At 72.2% G+C, this 19,859-nt stretch carries 17 protein-coding genes; 4 read left to right on the top strand and 13 right to left on the bottom strand.

Annotated features, from left to right (window positions below; translation table 11 throughout):
- Window positions 1–116: 116 nt before the first annotated feature.
- From ACZ4TV_RS12290 to bldG, 4 genes are all read right to left on the bottom strand, one after another.
- Window positions 117–677, bottom strand: a complete 561-nt coding sequence (locus ACZ4TV_RS12290; protein WP_468133515.1) for a small secreted protein — start codon at window positions 675–677, stop codon at window positions 117–119.
- 162 nt (window positions 678–839) lie between these two features.
- The gene (locus ACZ4TV_RS12285; RefSeq protein WP_468133513.1) at window positions 840–3,242 is read right to left on the bottom strand and encodes a sodium-translocating pyrophosphatase; all 2,403 of its coding nucleotides are present in this window, start codon (window positions 3,240–3,242) and stop codon (window positions 840–842) included.
- Window positions 3,243–3,499: 257 nt separating this feature from the next.
- A complete protein-coding gene (locus ACZ4TV_RS12280; protein ID WP_468133511.1) occupies window positions 3,500–3,940 on the bottom strand; it encodes an ATP-binding protein in 441 nt (146 codons plus the stop codon).
- A gap of 121 nt (window positions 3,941–4,061) precedes the next feature.
- On the bottom strand, window positions 4,062–4,403 hold the full coding sequence (gene bldG / locus ACZ4TV_RS12275) for an anti-sigma factor antagonist BldG (protein ID WP_008743037.1): 342 nt from the start codon (window positions 4,401–4,403) through the stop codon (window positions 4,062–4,064).
- Window positions 4,404–4,484: 81 nt separating this feature from the next.
- Between bldG and ACZ4TV_RS12270 the strand changes: the two genes are divergently transcribed.
- The gene (locus ACZ4TV_RS12270; RefSeq protein ID WP_468133509.1) at window positions 4,485–6,983 is read left to right on the top strand and encodes a DEAD/DEAH box helicase; all 2,499 of its coding nucleotides are present in this window, start codon (window positions 4,485–4,487) and stop codon (window positions 6,981–6,983) included.
- 46 nt (window positions 6,984–7,029) lie between these two features.
- On the opposite strand, the gene ACZ4TV_RS12265 is transcribed toward ACZ4TV_RS12270, so the two are convergent.
- The 7 genes from ACZ4TV_RS12265 to ssd are packed head-to-tail and all read right to left on the bottom strand — an operon-like array spanning window position 7,030 to window position 11,986.
- The gene (locus ACZ4TV_RS12265; RefSeq protein WP_468133507.1) at window positions 7,030–7,380 is read right to left on the bottom strand and encodes an Rv3654c family TadE-like protein; all 351 of its coding nucleotides are present in this window, start codon (window positions 7,378–7,380) and stop codon (window positions 7,030–7,032) included.
- Window positions 7,377–7,724, bottom strand: coding sequence for a TadE family type IV pilus minor pilin (locus tag ACZ4TV_RS12260; RefSeq protein WP_468133505.1), 348 nt, complete (start codon window positions 7,722–7,724; stop codon window positions 7,377–7,379). Before ACZ4TV_RS12260 ends, ACZ4TV_RS12265 begins: the two co-directional genes overlap by 4 nt.
- Window positions 7,725–7,749: 25 nt before the next feature.
- On the bottom strand, window positions 7,750–7,947 hold the full coding sequence (locus ACZ4TV_RS12255) for a DUF4244 domain-containing protein (RefSeq protein ID WP_468133503.1): 198 nt from the start codon (window positions 7,945–7,947) through the stop codon (window positions 7,750–7,752).
- Window positions 7,948–7,996: 49 nt separating this feature from the next.
- On the bottom strand, window positions 7,997–8,773 hold the full coding sequence (locus tag ACZ4TV_RS12250) for a type II secretion system F family protein (RefSeq protein WP_468133501.1): 777 nt from the start codon (window positions 8,771–8,773) through the stop codon (window positions 7,997–7,999).
- A complete protein-coding gene (locus tag ACZ4TV_RS12245) occupies window positions 8,773–9,654 on the bottom strand; it encodes a type II secretion system F family protein (RefSeq protein ID WP_468133499.1) in 882 nt (293 codons plus the stop codon). The genes ACZ4TV_RS12250 and ACZ4TV_RS12245 overlap by 1 nt, the downstream gene beginning before the upstream one ends.
- Window positions 9,651–10,799, bottom strand: a complete 1,149-nt coding sequence (locus ACZ4TV_RS12240) for a TadA family conjugal transfer-associated ATPase (protein WP_468133497.1) — start codon at window positions 10,797–10,799, stop codon at window positions 9,651–9,653. Before ACZ4TV_RS12240 ends, ACZ4TV_RS12245 begins: the two co-directional genes overlap by 4 nt.
- Window positions 10,796–11,986: a septum site-determining protein Ssd gene (ssd, locus tag ACZ4TV_RS12235; RefSeq protein ID WP_468133738.1), complete on the bottom strand. Its 1,191-nt coding sequence runs from the start codon at window positions 11,984–11,986 to the stop codon at window positions 10,796–10,798. The genes ACZ4TV_RS12240 and ssd overlap by 4 nt, the downstream gene beginning before the upstream one ends.
- A 542-nt stretch (window positions 11,987–12,528) precedes the next feature.
- Between ssd and ACZ4TV_RS12230 the strand changes: the two genes are divergently transcribed.
- Window positions 12,529–13,404: an HAD family hydrolase gene (locus ACZ4TV_RS12230; RefSeq protein WP_468133495.1), complete on the top strand. Its 876-nt coding sequence runs from the start codon at window positions 12,529–12,531 to the stop codon at window positions 13,402–13,404.
- Window positions 13,405–13,790: 386 nt separating this feature from the next.
- Here ACZ4TV_RS12230 and ACZ4TV_RS12225 read toward each other — a convergent pair whose 3' ends face one another.
- Window positions 13,791–14,612: a Fic family protein gene (locus tag ACZ4TV_RS12225; RefSeq protein ID WP_468133493.1), complete on the bottom strand. Its 822-nt coding sequence runs from the start codon at window positions 14,610–14,612 to the stop codon at window positions 13,791–13,793.
- Between the two features lie 109 nt (window positions 14,613–14,721).
- On the opposite strand from ACZ4TV_RS12225, the gene ACZ4TV_RS12220 reads away from it, so the two are divergent.
- The gene (locus ACZ4TV_RS12220) at window positions 14,722–15,801 is read left to right on the top strand and encodes an ATP-binding protein (RefSeq protein ID WP_468133491.1); all 1,080 of its coding nucleotides are present in this window, start codon (window positions 14,722–14,724) and stop codon (window positions 15,799–15,801) included.
- On the opposite strand, the gene ACZ4TV_RS12215 is transcribed toward ACZ4TV_RS12220, so the two are convergent.
- On the bottom strand, window positions 15,755–17,059 hold the full coding sequence (locus ACZ4TV_RS12215) for a polysaccharide deacetylase family protein (protein WP_468133489.1): 1,305 nt from the start codon (window positions 17,057–17,059) through the stop codon (window positions 15,755–15,757). The genes ACZ4TV_RS12220 and ACZ4TV_RS12215 overlap by 47 nt on opposite strands.
- A gap of 235 nt (window positions 17,060–17,294) precedes the next feature.
- Here ACZ4TV_RS12215 and ACZ4TV_RS12210 point away from each other — a divergent pair, with 235 nt between their 5' ends.
- A complete protein-coding gene (locus ACZ4TV_RS12210) occupies window positions 17,295–19,742 on the top strand; it encodes a SulP family inorganic anion transporter (RefSeq protein ID WP_468133487.1) in 2,448 nt (815 codons plus the stop codon).
- The last annotated feature ends 117 nt before the right edge of the window (window positions 19,743–19,859 follow it).

Genomic DNA, 19,859 nt, shown 5'->3' with positions numbered 1-19,859 from the left:
CATTGTGTCCGCTGGGGCCCGTCCTGCCGCTCAGCCCGGGCCCGGAGGGACGAAAGGGCGGCCGCGGCCCCCTTCCGGGACCCCGGCCGCCCTGATCGGCGTACCGCACGCAGTCCCTACTGGGGCGCCGGCGCCGCGACCTGGCAGCCCTTCTGGCTGTTGAGCGCCTTGTCCAGGCCGCCCGCGTTCAGCTGGGACAGCGCGTCCTGGCCGCCCTTGGTCGCCTCCTGGAGGCCGCCCGCGACCTCCTTCAGGCCGTCGGTGAACTTCGGCGGGTCCTGCGGATTGAGGGCGTCCATCTTCGTCTTCAAGTCGGCGTAGCCCTTGGAGGTCGACTCGAAGCCCTTGACCGCCGCCGCCTGGGTCGCGGCGCCGTTCTTGACCGGTGGAACTCCCGCCTGCTGCAGAGCGTTCCACATGGTCTTGTACGACTCGGACATGGTCCCGAACGCCGCCGAGTCCGTCTTCTGGATCTCCTCGGGCTTGCTGCTCTGCGTCGCCACACGCTTGATTTCGGCGTTGGCGGTCTCGATCTTCTTGAGTTCGGGCTGCCACTGGTCACAGACCTTCTTGGCCCAGGCGCTGGCCTTCTCGTGGCTGTCGTCCCCGCCGCAGCCGGACAGGACGAGCATCAGCACCGCACCGCCCGACAACGCGGCCGCAAGCTTCTTGTTCACCGGATTGGTCCCTTCGAAGGCTCTCGGCCCGGAAGATACACGCCTGCCGTCCGGGCACGCACAAAGGCGGACAGACGGCGCGTGAGTCCGCGCCGCCTGTCCGCCGTTCGGGCGCACGGCCGGCCCTGCCCGGCTCTGCCCGTCCCTCTGCCGGACCTCGGGTCAGGAAACCGTCGCCGGGTCGGCCGGCTGACCCACCCGCTCGGCGGCTCCGCCCTCGTTCTCGTCGCCGACGGCGATGCCGCGGCGCTTGGAGACGTACACCGCACCGATGATGACGGAGACCGCGAGGACCGCGATGATCGCCCGTACGGTCGGGTTGGTGTCCGCGCCGTAGCTGAACTGCACGACGGCCGGGGCGATCAGCAGCGCCACCAGGTTCATGACCTTGAGCAGCGGGTTGATCGCGGGACCGGCGGTGTCCTTGAACGGGTCGCCGACCGTGTCGCCGATGACGGTCGCCGCGTGGGCCTCGCTGCCCTTGCCGCCGTGGTGGCCGTCCTCGACCAGCTTCTTCGCGTTGTCCCACGCGCCACCGGAGTTGGCGAGGAAGACCGCCATGAGCGTGCCCGTGCCGATGGCGCCCGCGAGGAAGGAGCCGAGCGCGCCGACGCCGAGGGAGAAGCCCACCGCGATCGGGGTGAGCACGGCGAGCAGGCCGGGCGTGGCGAGCTCGCGCAGCGCGTCCTTGGTGCAGATGTCCACGACGCGCCCGTACTCGGGCTTCTCGCTGTAGTCCATGATCCCGGGGTGCTCGCGGAACTGGCGGCGCACCTCGTAGACCACGGCGCCCGCGGAGCGGGAGACCGCGTTGATGGCGAGGCCGGAGAAGAGGAACACGACGGCCGCGCCCAGGATCAGCCCGACGAGGTTGTTGGGCTGGGCGATGTCCAGGCTGAGGTTCATCTCCCCGGCCTTGGCGCCGACTTCCTTGACCGCGGTGGCGATCGCGTCGTTGTACGAGCCGAAGAGCGCGGCCGCGGCGAGCACGGCCGTGGCGATGGCGATGCCCTTGGTGATGGCCTTGGTGGTGTTGCCGACGGCGTCCAGGTCGGTCAGGACCTGCGCGCCGGCGCCCTCGACGTCGCCGGACATCTCGGCGATGCCCTGGGCGTTGTCGGAGACGGGCCCGAAGGTGTCCATGGCGACGATGACGCCGACGGTGGTGAGCAGGCCGGTGCCGGCCAGGGCCACCGCGAAGAGCGCGAGCATGATCGACGTGCCGCCGAGCAGGAACGCGCCGTAGACGCCGAGGCCGATGAGCAGGGCCGTGTAGACGGCGGACTCCAGGCCGACGGAGATGCCGGCGAGGACGACGGTGGCCGCGCCGGTCAGGGAGGACTTGCCGATGTCCCGGACGGGACGGCGGTTGGTCTCGGTGAAGTAGCCGGTCAGCTGCTGGATCAGGGCCGCGAGCACGATGCCGATGGCGACGGCGACGATGGCCAGGACGCGCGGGTCGCCGGCGTGGTTCGAGATCGCCGCGTCCTCGACGCCGACGAGCTCCTTGTAGGTGGCGGGCAGGTACGCGTAGACGGCGATCGCGACCAGCACCAGGGAGATCACGGCGGAGATGAAGAAGCCGCGGTTGATGGCGGTCATGCCGCTGCGGTCGGAACGGCGCGGGGAAACCGCGAAGATTCCGATCATGGCGGTGATGACGCCGATGGCGGGGACGATCAGCGGGAAGGCGAGGCCCAGGTCGCCGAAGGCCGCCTTGCCGAGGATGAGCGCGGCCACCAGGGTGACCGCGTAGGACTCGAAGAGGTCGGCCGCCATTCCGGCGCAGTCTCCGACGTTGTCGCCCACGTTGTCGGCGATGGTCGCGGCATTGCGCGGGTCGTCCTCCGGAATGCCCTGCTCGACCTTGCCGACCAGGTCGGCGCCGACGTCGGCGGCCTTGGTGAAGATCCCGCCGCCGACGCGCATGAACATGGCGATCAGGGCGGCGCCGAGGCCGAAGCCCTCCAGGACCTTGGGGGCGTCGGCCGCGTAGACCAGGACGACGCAGGAGGCACCGAGGAGGCCGAGGCCGACGGTGAACATGCCGACCACGCCGCCGGTCCGGAAGGCGATCTTCATCGCCTTGTGGGAGACCTCGGTCAGGTCCTTGGCGGGCTCCCCCTCGGCCGGGGTGGCCTCGCGTGCGGCGGCGGCGACGCGGACGTTGGCGCGGACCGCGAGGCGCATGCCGATGTAGCCGGTGGCCGCCGAGAAGAGCGCGCCGACGAGGAAGAAGGCGGAACGTCCCGCCCGTTGCGTCCAGTCGTCGGCGGGGAGCAGGAAGAGCAGGAAGAAGACCACGACGGCGAAGACGCCGAGGGTGCGCAGCTGGCGGCCGAGGTAGGCGTTGGCGCCTTCCTGGACGGCTGCGGCGATCTTCTTCATGCTGTCGGTTCCCTCGTCGGCGGCGAGGACCTGGCGGACCAGGATCTGCGCGACGACGAGTGCGGCGAGTGCCACGGCCGCAATGACGATCACGATGAGCCGATTGTCATCGGTGAGTACTGCGGATGCCAGATCAGTGGTGCGATCCGGCGCGATAGGGGTGAAGAGCCCCGTCATTCGTCCTCCTTGACGTGATGAGCTCAAGATGTGGACGGATTGTAGGGAGCGCACCCTGATCAAAACAGTGCGCAGGAAACGCAATTGGCGTGCTCCTGCTCCTCAGCAATAGATCGCGTCACTCCTTTACCCTCGAAAGCGGTAACGGGACAAAGGCATTGACGCCCGGTCATTGATCTAGAGAAATGGAAAAGGCCCTGCTCAGCAGGGCCTTGATAAAGATCGGAAGATACGACGGGATGGCGCTCGCGGTGGATCTACGGAAGCTCGGAGGACCCGGAGACGGGCCAGCTCATACGGATGGTCCCGCCCGATTCCCCACTGGTCACCTCGACGTCGTCGACGAGCCCGCTGATGACCGCGAGACCCATCTCGTCCTCGGCCTCGACCTCGGCGTCCAGGACGGCGGCCATGCCGGACACGGCATCGGCCGAGCCACCGCCCGGTCCGGGAACCTCGTCGCCGACCTCGATGGAGAACGTCTTGTCCTCCTCGGTCAGCACCACCCGGACGGGGGCGGTCAGCCCGTTGCTGCGATGGAGTCCGACGGCACGCGAGCAGGCCTCGCCCACGGCGAGGCGGACCTCGTCGAGGACGGCTTCCTCCACACCGGCCCGGCGCGCCACGGCGGCCGCGACGAGACGGGCCGTCCGGACGTGTTCGGGCTGGGCGCTGAAGCGCAGTTCAACGGTAGCCATGCGCGTCCCCCTCGGACTACGGGCGTGCCTTGACAGGGGCCGGGCCAACCATGGCCCGGTACCCCCGCTCTCCTTGTCGGCTCCCGGCCGCCCGAAGGCTACCGGGAGCCGCCCGGAGCCGTCAGTCGGTGGCGTTGACGGCGTCTTCCACCGTGGTGTGGATCGGGAACACCTTGGTCAGACCGGTGATGCGGAAGATCTTCAGGATGCGCTCCTGATTGCACACCAGGCGCAGCGAACCCTCGTGCGCGCGGACGCGCTTGAGGCCTCCCACGAGCACACCAAGTCCGGTGGAGTCGAGGAAGTCCACTCGCTCCATGTCGACAACCAAGTGGTAGCTGCCGTCGTTCACCAACTCGACCAACTGCTCGCGCAGCTTGGGCGCGGTATACACATCAATCTCGCCACCGACCTCCACGACCGTACGGTCGCCGACAGTGCGAGTCGACAGGGACAGGTCCACGGATCCTCCAGCACCTTGCTATCGAGCGGCGCCCCCAAGGGGCCTCCCCACCCGAAGGTAGGCGAGGGATTGGCTGCCGCGATGGCATTCAATCACTTACCGGCAGGCGCGCACGACGCCTTCGGACCATTGTCCCGCACGCCGGTGACACACTCGGTTCCGATGGCCAATACTCACGGTCCCGGTCGGCCCACGGCCCCCGAGGACCCTCGACCCACCCCCGACACGGTCCTGGACCGGCTGTCACGGGGGCCTTCCCGTGCTGCGCGCATCACCCATACGGAGCACTTGCCCCCGAGGGCGGGCCGTCATGCAGTCTGGCCCGATCGCATCCGAACGGATGTCGTGGCCGCGATCCGGTCGGCCGGGATCGACCATCCGTGGGAACACCAGGCCGCTGCCGCCGAGCACGCCCTGGACGGTGAGTCCGTGGTCGTCGCCACCGGCACCGCCTCGGGCAAGTCCCTGGCCTACCTCGCGCCGGTGCTCTCCGCCCTCGCGGACGGCTCCGAGGCCCCGAGCGGGCGGGGCGCGACGGCCTTGTACCTGGCCCCCACCAAGGCCCTGGCGGCCGACCAGCGGCGCGCCGTACGGGCACTGGCCGCCCCGCTGGGCAACGCCGTCCGGCCCGCGGTATACGACGGGGACACGCCCGTCGAGGAACGCGAGTGGGTACGCCAGTACGCGAACTACGTCCTGACCAACCCCGACATGCTGCACCGCGGCATCCTCCCGGCCCACCCGCGCTGGTCCTCCTTCCTGCGGGCCCTGCGCTACGTCGTGATCGACGAGTGCCACACCTACCGCGGGGTCTTCGGCTCCCACGTGGCACAGGTCCTGCGCCGGCTGCGGCGGCTGTGCGCCCGATACGGCTCGGAACCGGTCTTCCTGCTCGCCTCCGCGACCGCCAGCGACCCGTCGGCCGCCGCGTCCCGGCTGACCGGCGTAAGCGTGACGGAGATCACCGACGACGCCTCACCGCGCGGCGAGGTGGTCTTCGCTCTGTGGGAGCCGCCGCTCCTCACCGAGCTACGGGGCGAGAAGGGCGCGCCGGTACGCCGTACGGCCACGGCCGAGACCGCCGACCTGCTGACCGACCTGGTCGTCCAGGGAGTCCGTACGGTCGCCTTCGTCCGCTCCCGGCGCGGCGCCGAGCTGATCTCCGTGATCGCCCAGGAACGGCTCGGCGCGATGACGTCCCCGGCGGCCGGCGCCGCCGGGTCCCGCCCCCTGGCCCAGCGGGTCGCCGCCTACCGGGGCGGCTACCTCCCCGAGGAGCGCCGGGCCCTGGAGCGGGCCCTGCACTCCGGCGAGCTGCTGGGACTGGCCGCCACGACGGCCCTGGAGCTGGGCGTGGACGTCTCGGGCCTGGACGCCGTACTCATCACCGGGTACCCGGGTACCCGGGCCTCCCTGTGGCAGCAGGCGGGCCGGGCCGGGCGCTCGGGCCAGGGCGCCCTGGCCGTGCTGATCGCCCGGGACGACCCGCTGGACACCTACCTCGTCCACCACCCGGAGGCGCTGTTCCGCCAACCGGTGGAGGCCACCGTCCTGGACCCCGACAACCCGTACGTCCTCGCCCCCCACCTGTGCGCCGCGGCGGCGGAGCTACCGCTGACCGAGGCGGACCTGGACCTCTTCGGCCCGGCGACCAAGGACCTCCTTCCCCAGCTCGAAGCGGCGAAGCTGCTGCGCCGCCGGGCGACCGCCTGGCACTGGACCCGGCGGGAACGGGCCTCGGACCTGACCGACATCCGGGGCGGCGGCGGCCGCCCCGTGCAGATCGTCGAGGCCTCGACCGGCCGGCTGCTCGGCACGGTCGACGAGTCCGCGGCCCACACCGCCGTCCACGACGGGGCCGTCCACCTCCACCAGGGCCGCACGTATCTCGTGCAGCACCTGGACCTGGAGGATTCGGTGGCCCTCGTGGAGGAAGCCAACCCGCCCTTCTCCACCACGGCCCGCGACACCACCTCCATCTCCATCCTCGAGACCGAGACCGAGATCCCGTGGGGCTCGGGCCGGCTCTGCTTCGGCTCCGTCGAGGTCACCAACCAGGTCGTCTCCTATCTGCGCCGCAAGCTGATCACCGGCGAGGTCCTGGGCGAGGCCAAGCTGGACCTGCCGCCCCGCACCCTGCGCACCCGGGCCGTGTGGTGGACGGTGACCGAGGACCAGCTCGACGAGGCCCGGATCAACCCGGAGATCCTCGGCGGCGCCCTGCACGCCGCCGAACACGCGTCCATCGGCATGCTCCCGCTGTTCGCCACGTGCGACCGCTGGGACATCGGCGGCGTCTCCATGCCGCTGCATCCCGACACCCTCCTCCCCACGGTCTTCGTCTACGACGGCCACCCCGGCGGCGCCGGCTTCGCGGAGCGCGCCTTCCACACCGCCCGGGCCTGGCTGACGGCGACCCGCGACGCGATCTCGGCCTGCGAGTGCGAGGCCGGCTGCCCTTCCTGCATCCAGTCGCCCAAATGCGGCAACGGCAACGACCCGCTCCACAAGCGCGGCGCCATCCGCCTCCTCACCCGCCTCCTCTCCGAATCCCCACCCACCACGCCCCTGGAGCCCTGACCCGAGCGTCAGCCGGGCACCGCCCGCGCCGGGCCCTGACCTGGGCTTAGCCCGGCCTCACCCCCGCCGCCAATGGGGGGCCCGCGCGGGCCCGGATCGCGGGGGTGAAGGGGCCCGCCGCGACCCGGGCCGTCACCTCCGCGACCTCGCCCTGGAGGCGGCACCGGGCGAGCGCCGCGCCCTGCGCCCGGGCCACCCGCAGTGCCGTGGCGCAGGCGGTCTCCGGCCCGTGGGCCCAGGTGGCCGCCGCCGCGAGGGCCGCCAGATCGGCAGCCGCCGCCGCGCGATGGCGGGCCACGACGGCCTGGCCGAGCAGCAGCACACCGCCGAACACCGCCCCCAGCACCGTCGCCACCAGAGCCGCCCAGACCGTGGCCGAACCCCGGTCCCGGCTCACGGCGGCGGCCCCACGCTGTCCTCCGCCAGGGCCACCGCCCGCGCGCCCAGCCGTACCGGCAGCCCGCCCGGGCCCGGCGCCGGCGCCGCCACCTCGACCCGCCAGAGGTCGCCCACCCGCTCCAGCTCCACCCGGGCGCCCGGCGGCGCGGCCGCCCGGGCCGCCGCCACCGCCACCTCCACCGGTTCCGACCTGGACGCCGCCCGGGCACCGGCCCGGGCCGCGTCCACACACCGGATCTGCGCGGCGGCCGCCATCAGCGCCCACACCAACAGCGCCGCGAACAGCACCAGCGCCGGAATCACCAGCGCGGCCTCCGCCGTCACATATCCCCGGTCCCCCATTCCCCGGCCTCCCCGCGGCTTTCCCTCAGAACGGCACATCGAGCGCCTTCCCGATGGTCGACTGAAGGGCCGTGGCGACGACTTCGCTCGTCACCACCTTGTAGAGAACGGCCGCGAATGCGCAGGCCGCGATCGTGCCCATGGCGTATTCCGAGGTGGACATCCCCGCATCGCCCCCGCGACCGCCCAGCACCGTCCGGACACGAAACCAGATGATCCTCATGGCAACCTCCTGTGGATTTCCGTTGTTGATGTACGTGCTCAATGCGACTTCAGGTGTTCGAGAGAAGTCCTGAGGCCATACCGATCACCACCGGCGCGACCCCGATCGCCAGAAAAGCGGGGAGAAAACACAGCCCCACCGGAGCGGTGACCAGTACCGCCGCCCGCTGCGCCCTGGCTCCCGCACGGCGGGCCCGGTCCTCCCTGAGCCCCGACGCGAGCCGGGAGACCGGTTCCGCCGCGGGCGCCCCCGTCCGGGCGGCCCGTTCCAGGCATTCGGCGAGCGTCCGGGCACCCGGTATCTGCGCCAACCTCCCCCACCCGTCGCCCGGTTCACCCCCGAGCCGCAGCTCCGCCCCGGCCCTCGCCAACCGCTCGCCCACCGGGCCGCCCAGGGACTCCCCCACCACCTCCGCGGCCTCCACCGGCCCCGCCCCGGCCGCCAGACACGCGGCCAACAGATCAGCGGCGAACGGCAGCTGGCGCTCCGCCTCCCTCGGATCCACCCCGGTCTCCGGCCGCTCCCTGGCCTGCCACCGCCACACCCCCAGCGCGGCCAGAGCACCGACGGCCCCACCCGTCATCCCTCCGACGAGCACCCAGCCCGCCACCAGCGCCCCGGCCGGCCCGGCCCACGCCACGACCACAGCGCGCGCCGCGGAGCCGAACAACGGCCCACGGAGGGCTGGTCGCGCCGCCAGCAGGGCCGCGATCCTGCGCCGGGCCGCCCGGGCGCGGACCCGCTCCGCCACCGCCGACACCACCCACAGTGCTGCCACCGCCAGGCACAGGACGATCCCCAGCCTGTGGACGACGAAGCCGCCCATCACCGCTCCCCCGCCCGTACGATCCGCCGGCACCACAGCAGCCCCAGCGCCTCCAGCACCCCACCCGCCAGGAGGCAGCCCCACCCCATCGGCGTATGCAGCAGCACCCGCAGCGGATCCGCGCCCAGACCGGTGCCGATCAACAGGCCCACCAGCGGCAGCAGGGCGAGCACCACCACGGTCGACCGCGCCCCCGCCAACTGGGCCCGCAGCGACTCCTGCCGGTCCCGCTCGGCCCGCAGGGCCCCCTCCAGCCGGTCCAGTCCGGCGGCCAGTCCCGCACCGCCGTCCACCGACACCCGCCAGCAGGCGGCCATCCCGGCGAGCCCCTCCGCGCCGGGCTCCCGCGCCGCCTGGCGCAACGCCCCGGGCACGTCCCCGCCGAACGCCGCGGCGGCCAGCACTCCCGCCTCCGCCGCCCCCGGCCCACCGGGGCCCGCGGCCGTCCGCCGCATCGCCGCCGTCAGCGCCTGCCCGGGCTGGGCCCCCGCCCGCAGCTCACCCACCACGGCCCCGCACAAGGCCACCACCTCCGCTGCCCGCGCCTCCCGGGCCCGTTCCCGCGCTCGTACGCGCAGCCATCGCCGCACCAGCGGCACCGCGGCCGCTCCCACCAGGAGCGGGATCACCGACCCGCCCAACGCCGCGACGACGAGCCCGGCCCCGAGACAGGCCCCCTCCCGCCACCGCGCGGCCCGCACCCGTACGGCGATCAGCAGCCGCTCCCACCGCGCCGGCCCGCCCGCAACCACCGGACCGCCCCCGGCGAGCACCACCCTGGCCCGCCGGGACACCCGGTCGCTCCCGGCGAGCCCCCAGGCGGCCGCCCCGGCGCACAGCACCCCCGCGAACACCGGCACCGTCCCCGCCCCCGCGTTCACCGGGCACCTCGCAGCAGCGGACGCAGCCGTTCCCAGCCCCGTTCCCGTACGAAGCCCCGCGCGGCCCAGCGCAGCGCCGGTACGGTGACCACCAGCCCGGCGGCGTCCCGCTCCAGCACGTGCACCTCGGCGACCCGGCGCCGCCCCTCCCGGTCCCGGACCAGGTGGAGCACCAGGGTCAGCGCGGCGGCCAACTGGCTGTGCAGGGCCGCCCGGTCGAGCCCCGCTGCCGTGCCGAGCGCCTCCAGCCGGGCCGGGACATGGGCGGCGGCGTTGGCGTGGACGGTGCCGCAGCCCCCCTCGTGACCCGTGTTCAGGGCGGCGAGCAGGTCCGCCACCTCGGCGCCCCGCACCTCGCCGACCACCAGCCGGTCGGGCCGCATCCGCAGCGCCTGCCGGACCAGGTCGGCCAGCGTGACCAGACCCGCCCCCTCCTGATTGGCCGGCCGGGTCTCCAGCCGCACCACATGCGGATGGTCGGGGCGCAGCTCGGCCGAATCCTCGGCCAGCACGATCCGCTCACCGGGGCCGACCAACCCCAACAGGGCGCTGAGCAGAGTGGTTTTGCCCGTCCCGGTCCCGCCGGAGACGAGGAACGACAGCCGGGCCTCGACCATGTCCCGCAGGAGCCGCTGCCCGCCGGGCGGCAGCGTCCCCGCCGCGACGAGCTCCTCCAGCGTGAACGCCCGAGGCCGCACCACCCGCAGCGAGAGGCAGGCCGACCCGACCGAGACCGGAGGCAGCACAGCATGCAGCCGGGTCCCGTCCGGCATCCGGGCGTCCACCCAGGGCCGGGCGTCGTCCAGGCGCCGACCCGCGACGGCGGCCAGCCGCTGGGCGAGCCTGCGCACGGCCTCGGCGTCGGCGAAGGTCACCCCGGTCAGCTCCAGCCCGCCCCCGCGGTCCACCCACACCCGGTCGGGGGCCGCCACCAGTACGTCGGTGACCTCCGGATCGGCCAGCAAGGCCTCCAGCGGGCCCGCGCCGACCAGCTCGGACCGTAACTCGGCGGCCACGCCCAGCACTTCCGCGTCCCCCAGCAGCCTGCCCTGGGCCCGCAGGGCCGCCGCCACCCGCGCCGGGGTCGGTTCCGCCCCGCTCTCGGCGAGCCGTCGGCGCACCGCGTCCAGCAGTACCGCGCTCATGCCGGCACCCCCTGGGCGGAGCCGAGCGCACGCTGCCAGAAGCCGTCGCAGAAGCGGGCCAGCGCGCCCCGCCCCTGCGCCCCCGGCGGTTCCCCCTCGGCCACCCGCCCCGGAAGCCCCACCTCGACCGGCACCTCGCCGGCCAGCGGCGCCCCCAGCAGCCCGGCCACGGCCTCCGGATCGAGGCCGCCCGGGCAGCGGCCCCGTACGACGACACGTACGTCCCGGGCCACCATCCGCACTCCGGCCGCCACCCGGCCCGCGGCGGCCACGGCCCGCAGCTCGCCCGGAACCACCATCAGCACCAGGTCCAGCTGCGCCAGCACCTCGGCCACGGCTTCGTCCACCCGCCGCGGGAGGTCGACCACCACGACCCCGCCCCGGCGGCGCGCGGCGGCCACCACCGACCGGATCGCGACGGGCGGCACCACCACCCGGTCGCCGCGGTCCCAGCTGAGAACCCGCAGGGCGTGCAGCTCGGGCAGGGACTCCTCCAGTGCTCCGGCGCCGACCCTGCCCCGCGATCCCGCGAAGTCCGGCCAGCGCAGCCCCTCGGCGCTCTCGCCCCCGAGCAGTACGTCCATGCCGCCGCCCAGCGGATCGCCGTCGATGAGGATGGTCCGCTCCCCGGCGCGTGCGGCCCGCACGGCGAGCGCGCAGGCGAGGGTGGAGGCTCCGGCCCCGCCGCTGCCGCCGATCACCCCGACGGCGAGGGCGGGCCGCCCGGCTCCTTCCACGACGTCGGCGATGCGGTCGACGAGCCGGCCTTCGGCGTCGGGGAGCCGCAGCACCTCCTCGGCGCCGATCTCCACCGCCCGCTGCCACACCGAGGGGTCGTCCAGGTCCCTGCCGACGAGGAACACCCCGGCCCTGCGCGGCGCGCCTCGCACCCGCCGGGCCGCGTCGTCGCCGACCAGCACGAGCGGCGCGGACTCCCAGTCAACGCTCCCGATGCGCCAGGCGCCGCGCGCACCACCTCCCTCACCAGCACCAGCACCAGCACCGCTTCCGGCGAGGCCGACGCCCGCTTCGCCACCTGACCCGCCCTGCTCGGGCACCGCGTGGTGCACATGCGGCTCGGCCCCCGCGGCCGCGCACAGCCTCAGGAGATCGTCGAGCAGCAGCGGATCCTCGGTGATGATCAGTGGCCGCCCACCGCCGGGCAGGGCCCCGGCCCCGGCTGCGATGCCCGACCCGGCCCCCGTCCCCGTTCCCGTTCCCGTCCCCGTTCCGCCCACGACGGACTCCGGCGTTTCACACGACTTCGATCGAGCCACGATCTCCGCCCCCTTCTCGCTGCAAATCCAGCGCCGCGGACTTCGCGGCTGGAATCACCGTGCAGCGATCAGGAAAAAGAAGTGGATCTTGCTGGATAACTGTGGACAACCCGTCGATTGTGAATAACCCGGTCACCCTCACAGGTGAGTTCCGGAGCGCGGCGGAACCACTACGCAGCGTTACGAGTCTGATGTGGTGAGGGCCTTCGCCGCGCCGGCCCCACACAAGAGGAAGGGCTGGAGGGATGGTCACTTGGGGCCGAAGGCCGGGACGCGAACCGCGTCCGGACATGCGACGACCCCCGCCGGGGGGGAGAGCGGGGGTCGTCCCCACGGTCCGACTCGGGGGGGGAGGAGCCAGACCGGGTTAGCACGGTCGCGAACGATCCGTGACTTCCATGGTGTACCCGAGAGCCTTCTCAGGCAAACCCACGCGCCACACCTTACGCCGAATGGTGGGCGCATATGCTCGGGGCGTGGAAAATCAGCCCTTGCCGCACTCCTCGCCTCGCACCGCAGCCTTCTTCGACCTGGACAAGACGGTCATTGCGAAGTCGAGCACCTTGACGTTCAGCAAGTCCTTCTACCATGGCGGCCTGATCAACCGGCGAGCCGTGTTGCGCACCGCGTACACGCAGTTCATCTTCCTGGCCGGCGGCGCCGACCACGATCAGATGGAACGGATGCGGGAGTACCTGTCCGCCCTCTGCAAGGGGTGGAACGTGCAGCAGGTCCGGGAGATCGTCGCGGAAACCCTGCACGACCTCATCGACCCGATCATCTACGACGAGGCCGCGTCCCTGATCGAGGCCCACCACATCGCGGGCCGCGACGTGGTGATCGTGTCGACCTCCGGCGCGGAAGTGGTCGAGCCGATCGGGGAAATGCTCGGTGCCGACCGGGTCGTCGCCACGCGCATGGTCGTGGGCGAGGACGGTTGCTTCACCGGCGAGATCGAGTACTACGCCTACGGGCCCACCAAGGCGGAAGCCGTACGCGAGCTCGCCGAGTCCGAGGGGTACGACCTCGCCCGGTGCTACGCCTACAGCGACTCGGCCACCGACATCCCGATGCTCGAGGCGGTCGGACACCCGTACGCCGTCAATCCCGACCGGGCGCTGCGACGGGAAGCGGTGGCGCGCGAGTGGCCGGTCCTGGTGTTCAACCGGCCGGTGCGGCTGAAGCAGCGGCTGCCCGGGCTGTCGATGCCGACGCGGCCGGCGCTGGTGGCCGCCGCCGCCGTCGGTGCGGCGGCCGCCACGGCCGGGCTCGTCTGGTACGCGAGCCGGCGCCGGGCGCACGCGCTGGCCGCCGCCGCGTCCGCCTGACGCGCTTGCCGGAATGTCCCGGGCCGGGGCGATAAGGGCGGTCCGGTTCGCCCACCCTCGTCCCGGAAAGTAAAAAGTGGAGCCAGGGGTTTCGCATAGCTCCCAAGCGGAGTACAAATAAAGCAACGGCCCGCGAGACCAAAGAACATCCGAGAGGATCATCTTTAAAACGCAGTAAGGCCCACGGACCGAAGCAGGAACGCCGAGCACCCACGCGACGTCGACCCGTCGATTACGGGCCAGCCGCACCAGGTGACGGGCAAAGTCCCCGACCTGATGGGCAACTATCGAGGACGCTTGGTAACCCGGCGTGAATGCCAGCGGCGACACCACAAGCAGTACGGTGTCGCCGCAACCCATGTCCGGGGTCTTCGAACCGAGTGACCTCAGGCCGCGCCGCGCTGCAGGGCTTCGCAGACCGCCGTCGACTCGCGGACACCGAGCTCGATCGCGCGCCCGCAGTGGGCGATCCAGGCGGCCATCCCCTCCGCGGTGCCGGAGACGTAGCCCTCGAAGGCGGCCAGGTACGCCTCGCGCCCCTGTTCCGCGTGGCCGACCTCCGCCGGGCAGATCGCCTTCGGGTCCAGGCCGCTGTTGATCAGGACGATGCGCTCGGCCGCCCGGGCGACCAGCCCGTTGTACGAGGCGAACGGGCGCAGCGCCAGCAGTTCGCCGTGCACCACCGCCGCCGTGATCAGGGCTGGGGCGGAGCCGCCCGCGATGATCAGGCGGGACAGCCCGTCCAGCCGGCCCGCGACCTCCTCCGCGCTCGGCAGCGGGAGGTCCACCAGGGGCTCCACCACCGGCTCGCCCGCCAGCCGGGGGCGGCCGACCACGTCACCGTCCGCCGTCGACCCCGACGCCACCAGGTGGAGCCGTGCCAGGACCCGTAGCGGCGACTGGCGCCAGATGCTCAGCAGCTGGCCGGCCTCCGCCGTGAGCCGCAGGGCGGCGCCCACCGTCAACGCCTCCGGCTCCGACCCGAAGTCGGTGCGGCGGCGCACCTCCTCCAGGGCCCAGTCCGCACCGGACAGTGCCGCGCTCCCGCGGGCGCCGCGCAGGGCGGCCTCCGAGGTGATCTCGCCGCTGCGGCGGCGCATCACCCGGTGCCCGTAGACCCGGTCCACGGCCTTGCGTACGGAATCCACGGACTCGGCGACACCCGGCAGCCCGGCCAGTGCGGCCAGCGGGTCAGAAGCGCTACTCATAAGTAGGGAGCCTACGCACTGCACACCCATAGCACCGACCCCTCCTTGGGGTGGTCTTCTTCACTCAGCTTGACAACACCGCGCTACCGAACCACTACGCTTGGTGAACATGAAGATCGCTTTCGTGGGAAAGGGCGGCAGCGGCAAGACGACGCTGTCCTCCCTCTTCATCCGCCACCTCGCCGCAAACGAAGCCCCCGTCGTCGCGGTGGACGCCGACATCAACCAGCACCTGGGCGCCGCGCTCGGCCTCGGCGAGGACGAGGCCGCCGGCCTCCCCGCCATGGGCGCGCACCTGCCCCTGATCAAGGAGTACTTGCGGGGTTCGAACCCGCGCATCACGTCCGCCGAGACGATGATCAAGACCACCCCGCCGGGGCGGGGCTCGCGCCTGCTGCGGGTCACTGAGGACAACCCGGTCTACGAGGCCTGCGCGCGCACGCTCCTGCTCGACGGGGAGCCCGTACGGCTCATGGCCACCGGGCCGTTCACCGAGGCCGATCTGGGCGTGGCCTGCTACCACTCCAAGGTCGGAGCGGTGGAGCTGTGCCTCAACCACCTCGTCGACGGGCCGGACGAGTACGTGGTCGTCGACATGACGGCAGGCTCCGACTCCTTCGCCTCGGGCATGTTCACCCGCTTCGACGTGACCTTCCTGGTGGCCGAACCGACCCGCAAGGGCGTCTCCGTCTACCGCCAGTACAAGGAGTACGCACGGGACTTCGGGGTCGCCCTCAAGGTCGTCGGCAACAAGGTGCAGGGCCCCGAGGACATCGAGTTCCTCCAGGACGAGGTGGGCGAGGACCTGCTGGTCACCGTCGGCCACTCCGACTGGGTACGGGCGATGGAGAAGGGCCGTCCGGCGGCCTTCGAGCTGTTGGAGGCGACGAACCGGTTCGCCCTCCAGACGCTCCAGGACGCCGCCGACGACTCGTACGCGCACCGCGACTGGGACCGGTACACCGAGCAGATGGTGCGCTTCCACCTCAAGAACGCGGAGAGCTGGGGCAGCGCCAAGACCGGGGTCGACCTGGCGGACCAGATCGACCCCGATTTCGTCCTGCGCGAGGACGTCCACGGCGCCGGGGACCCCGAGGACCTCGGGGCCGGGGACCCCGAGGACCTCGGGGAGGGGGCCTTCGTCAGTCCTCGTCCGCAGCCTCATCGGCCGGCTCCTCAGCCGGCTTGACGCCCGCGGGGGCGGTCGGCGCCGCCGGCGGCCCCGCGGTCAGGAACTTCCGCCAGCCGTCCTTCGGCGTCTCGCCGACGTCGAGGGTCCGCATCCACTCCAGGACCTTCGGGTCCTGAGCGTCCAGCCAGTCCACCAGCTCCCGGAACGGCACGCAGCGGACCTCCTTCTGGGTGCACATGCCCTTGATGGACTCCTCGACCGCGCGCATGTAGGTGCCGCCGTTCCAGGACTCGAAGTGGTTGCCGATGATCAGCGGCGCGCGGTTGCCCTGGTAGACCCGGTCGAAGGCCTGGCGCAGGCCGTCGCGCATCTGGTCGCCCCAGTACGCGTGCTGCGAGGGGTCGCCCTGCGAGGTCGTCCCGGACTGGTTGATCATGTAGTTGTAATCCATGCTCAGCGTGTCGAAGGCGCGGCCGGGCATGGGCACCAGCTGGAGCGGGATGTCCCAGAGCCCGTCCGTCTTCTTGGGCCAGATCTGCTTGCTGATGCCGCTGGAGTCGTAGCGGAATCCCATGTCCTTCGCGGCCAGCATGAAGTTCTTCTGGCCTTCGAGGCAGGGGGTGCGGGCGCCGATGAGCTCCTTGTCGTAGTCGAACGGGAGCGCCGCCTGGTCCTTCAGGCCCGCATGGGTCTTCCAGTTCTTGACGAAGGACTTGGCCTGGTTGATCTCGCTCTTCCACTCCTCCACGGACCAGGTGCCGACGCCGCCGTCGGGCCCGCAGAAGTGCCCGTTGAAGTGGGTGCCGATCTCGTTGCCCTCCAGCCAGGCCGCGCGGATCTGGGTGGCGGTGTCCTTGATGCCCTGGAGGTCGCCGAAGCCGATGTCGGAGCGGCCGGGGCCGTGCTGCGGGGCGGTGTAGAGGGAACGTTTCTCCTCCGGCAGCATGTAGACGCCGCTGAGGAAGTACGTCATGCGGGCGTTGTACTTCTTGCCGACCTCGCGGAAGTGCGAGAAGAGCTTCTGGCTGTCCTCGCCGGCGCCGTCCCAGGAGAACACCACGAACTGCGGCGGCTTTTCACCCGGCTTCAGCTTCTGCGGCCTCTGTACGTTCGGCTGCGGGCCGGTGTACGCGGTCGAACCGTCGCCGATGGGCCGGTTGACGCTGCCCGGAGCCTGCGCGGCGGCGCCCTTGCCGGCTTTCGGGGACCCGGGAGCCGGGGACTTGGCGGATTCCGAGCCGCCGCACCCGGCGACCCCCAGGGCCAGCGCCGTGGCGACCAGGCCACCGGCGATCTTCTTCGTGGCGGCGATCATCCGCCCCACCTCTCCCTCGCAGTTCCGTCGCAGGACTTCCGCGCCGCAACGTCCCACGCGATCCGCCGCGAGGAAGGTATGACAAGCCGGACAAAATGCTTAATCACTCTTGAGTGCTAATTCGTAGGCCATTTGCCCGTATTATCCACCACTCGCCTTTACTCTCCATTACCGTTCATTTACCGAGTGTTGAGACTCCCGCCGCTTCATCCCTCCCCAGAGGAGACGGGAACCTATGACAGCCACCTCACGAACGCGTACAGCCCAAGAGATCCGCAAGGACCTGCCCGCGGACCTCTCCGCCTCCATCGCCGTCTTCCTGATCGCCCTGCCGCTCTCGCTGGGCATCGCCCTGGCCACCGGCGCTCCGCTCCAGGCGGGCCTGGTCGCCGCGGCGGTCGGCGGGATCGTCGCCGGGCGGCTCGGTGGCGCCCCGCTCCAGGTCAGCGGGCCCGCCGCCGGACTCACCGTGGTCACCGCCGAGTTGATCCAGCGTTACGGGTGGCGCACCACATGCGCCATCACCGTGCTCGCCGGCCTCTGCCAGCTCGGCCTCGCCGCACTGCGCACCGCCCGGTCGGCGCTCATGGTGAGCCCGGCCATCGTGCACGGCATGCTCGCGGGCATCGGCGTGACCATCGCGCTGGCCCAGCTGCACATCGTGCTCGGCGGCACACCGCAGAGCTCCGCCGTGGCCAACGTCCAGGGCTTGCCCGCCCAGTTGGCCGACCTACACCCGGTCGCGCTCGGCATCAGCGCGCTGACCCTGCTCGTCCTGCTCGGCTGGCCGCGCCTGCCCGGGCAGGTGGGCCGCGCCCTGCGCAAGGTGCCGGCGGCGCTCGCCGCCGTCGCCACGGCCACCGTCTTCGCGGCGCTGGCCGGGCTCAGCCTGCCCCGGGTGGACCTGCCGTCCTGGCGCAGCCACGCCCTGCCCGAGCTGCCCGAGGGGCCGATCCTCGGCCTCATCGCCGCCGTTTTGACCATCACCCTGGTCGGCAGTGTGGAGTCCCTGCTCTCGGCGGTCGCGACCGACAAGCTGATCGCCTCCGAGCGGCGTACGGGCAACCGCCCGCCGCGCGCCGACCTCAACCGGGAACTGCGGGGGCAGGGCGCGGCGAACATCGTCTCCGGCGCCCTGGGCGGACTGCCCATCACGGGCGTGGCCGTACGCAGCGTGGCGAACGTCAAGTCGGGTGCGGCCAGTCGGAAGTCGACCATGCTGCACGGGCTGTGGGTGCTGCTCGCGGCCGGGCTGCTGGTCCCGGCCCTCGACCTGATCCCGCTGGCCTCGCTGGCCGCCCTGGTGATGGCGGTGGGCGTGCAGATGGTCAACATCACGCACATGCGCAGTGTCACCCGGCACCGGGAGATCCTCGTCTACGGCACGACCATCGTGGCCGTGGTACTCGGCGGCGTCCTGGAGGGCGTGGCCATCGGCATCGCGGTGGCCGTCGCACTGGCCCTGCACCGGCTCGCCCGGACCCGGATCACGGTGGAGCGGCTGGACAGCGGCGTCCACCGGGTCCGGGCGCGCGGGCAGTTGACCTTCCTCGCGGTGCCGCGGCTGAGCCGGGTGCTGAACCAGATTCCGCACGACGCGCACGCGGTGGTCGAGCTGGACGGCTCGTTCATGGACCACGCGGCCTACGAGACGCTGCATGACTGGCAGGAGTCCCACCTGGCGCACGGGGGTTCGCTGGAGGTCACCGGCCGCTCCGGATCGGCGGCCCGGCTCTCCGACGCCGAGCCGGGCGACGGGGCCCACCACGCCGAAGGGGCCCAGCACGCCGACGAGGCCCTCCACGCCGACGACCCCCACCATGCCGACCGGCCCCGGCGCGCACACCACCGCGGGGCGCACCAGTGCTGCCGGCCCTGGACCCCGTGGCAGAACCACTGCGACCACCGCCCCACGGGCACCCGTACGGCCACGGCTTCGGCCATGGCGGCAGCGGCGGCCACGGAAACGGAGGCCTCCGCCTCCCAGACGCCCTCGCCGGCCCCCCGGCGACGCGGCGCGGGGCAACTGGCGAGCGGGATCAGCGCCTTCCAGCGCGATACCGCACCCCACGTGCGCGACGAGCTGGCCCGGCTGGCCCGCGAGGGGCAGCGGCCCTCCCAGCTCTTCCTCACCTGCGCGGACTCCCGCCTGGTGACCAGCATGATCACGGCCAGCGGCCCGGGTGATCTCTTCACGGTCCGCAATGTCGGCAATCTGGTCCCGCTGCCGGGCGCGGAGTCCACGGACGACTCCGTCGCGGCGGCCATCGAGTACGCGGTGGACGTGCTCAAGGTGGACAGCATCACGGTCTGCGGACACTCGGGCTGCGGGGCCATGCAGGCGCTGCTCAACTCCTCGCCCGGAGCCCCCATGACCCCGCTGCGCCGCTGGCTGCGGCACGGGCTGCCCAGCCTGGAGCGGATGGCCAGCCGCCACCACGCCTGGGCCCGGATCTCGGGCCGGCTCCCGGCCGATGCCGTGGAGCAGCTCTGCCTGACCAATGTGGTCCAGCAGCTGGAGCACCTGCGGGCCCACGAATCGGTGGCCAGGCGGCTCGCCGAGGGCACCCTGGAGCTGCACGGGATGTACTTCCACGTGGGCGAGGCCCAGGCCTACCTGCTGTCCGAGGGCGAGGACTTCTTCGACTGCCGGGTCTTCGACACCGTCGGCCAGAACGCCTGATTCGCGACAACATCCCGGCACGTCTGAACCGATACCCTCCGCGATCCGTGCAATCGTTTGGCCCCTTTCCGCACCCTGCAGCGGGAAGGGGCCGTTGCATGACCCCGGACGTGATAT

The organism is Streptomyces sp. NPDC028910, from assembly GCF_055564955.1.
The sequence above is the reverse complement of the archived record's forward strand: the minus strand, read 5'-3'. Positions and strand labels throughout refer to the sequence as shown.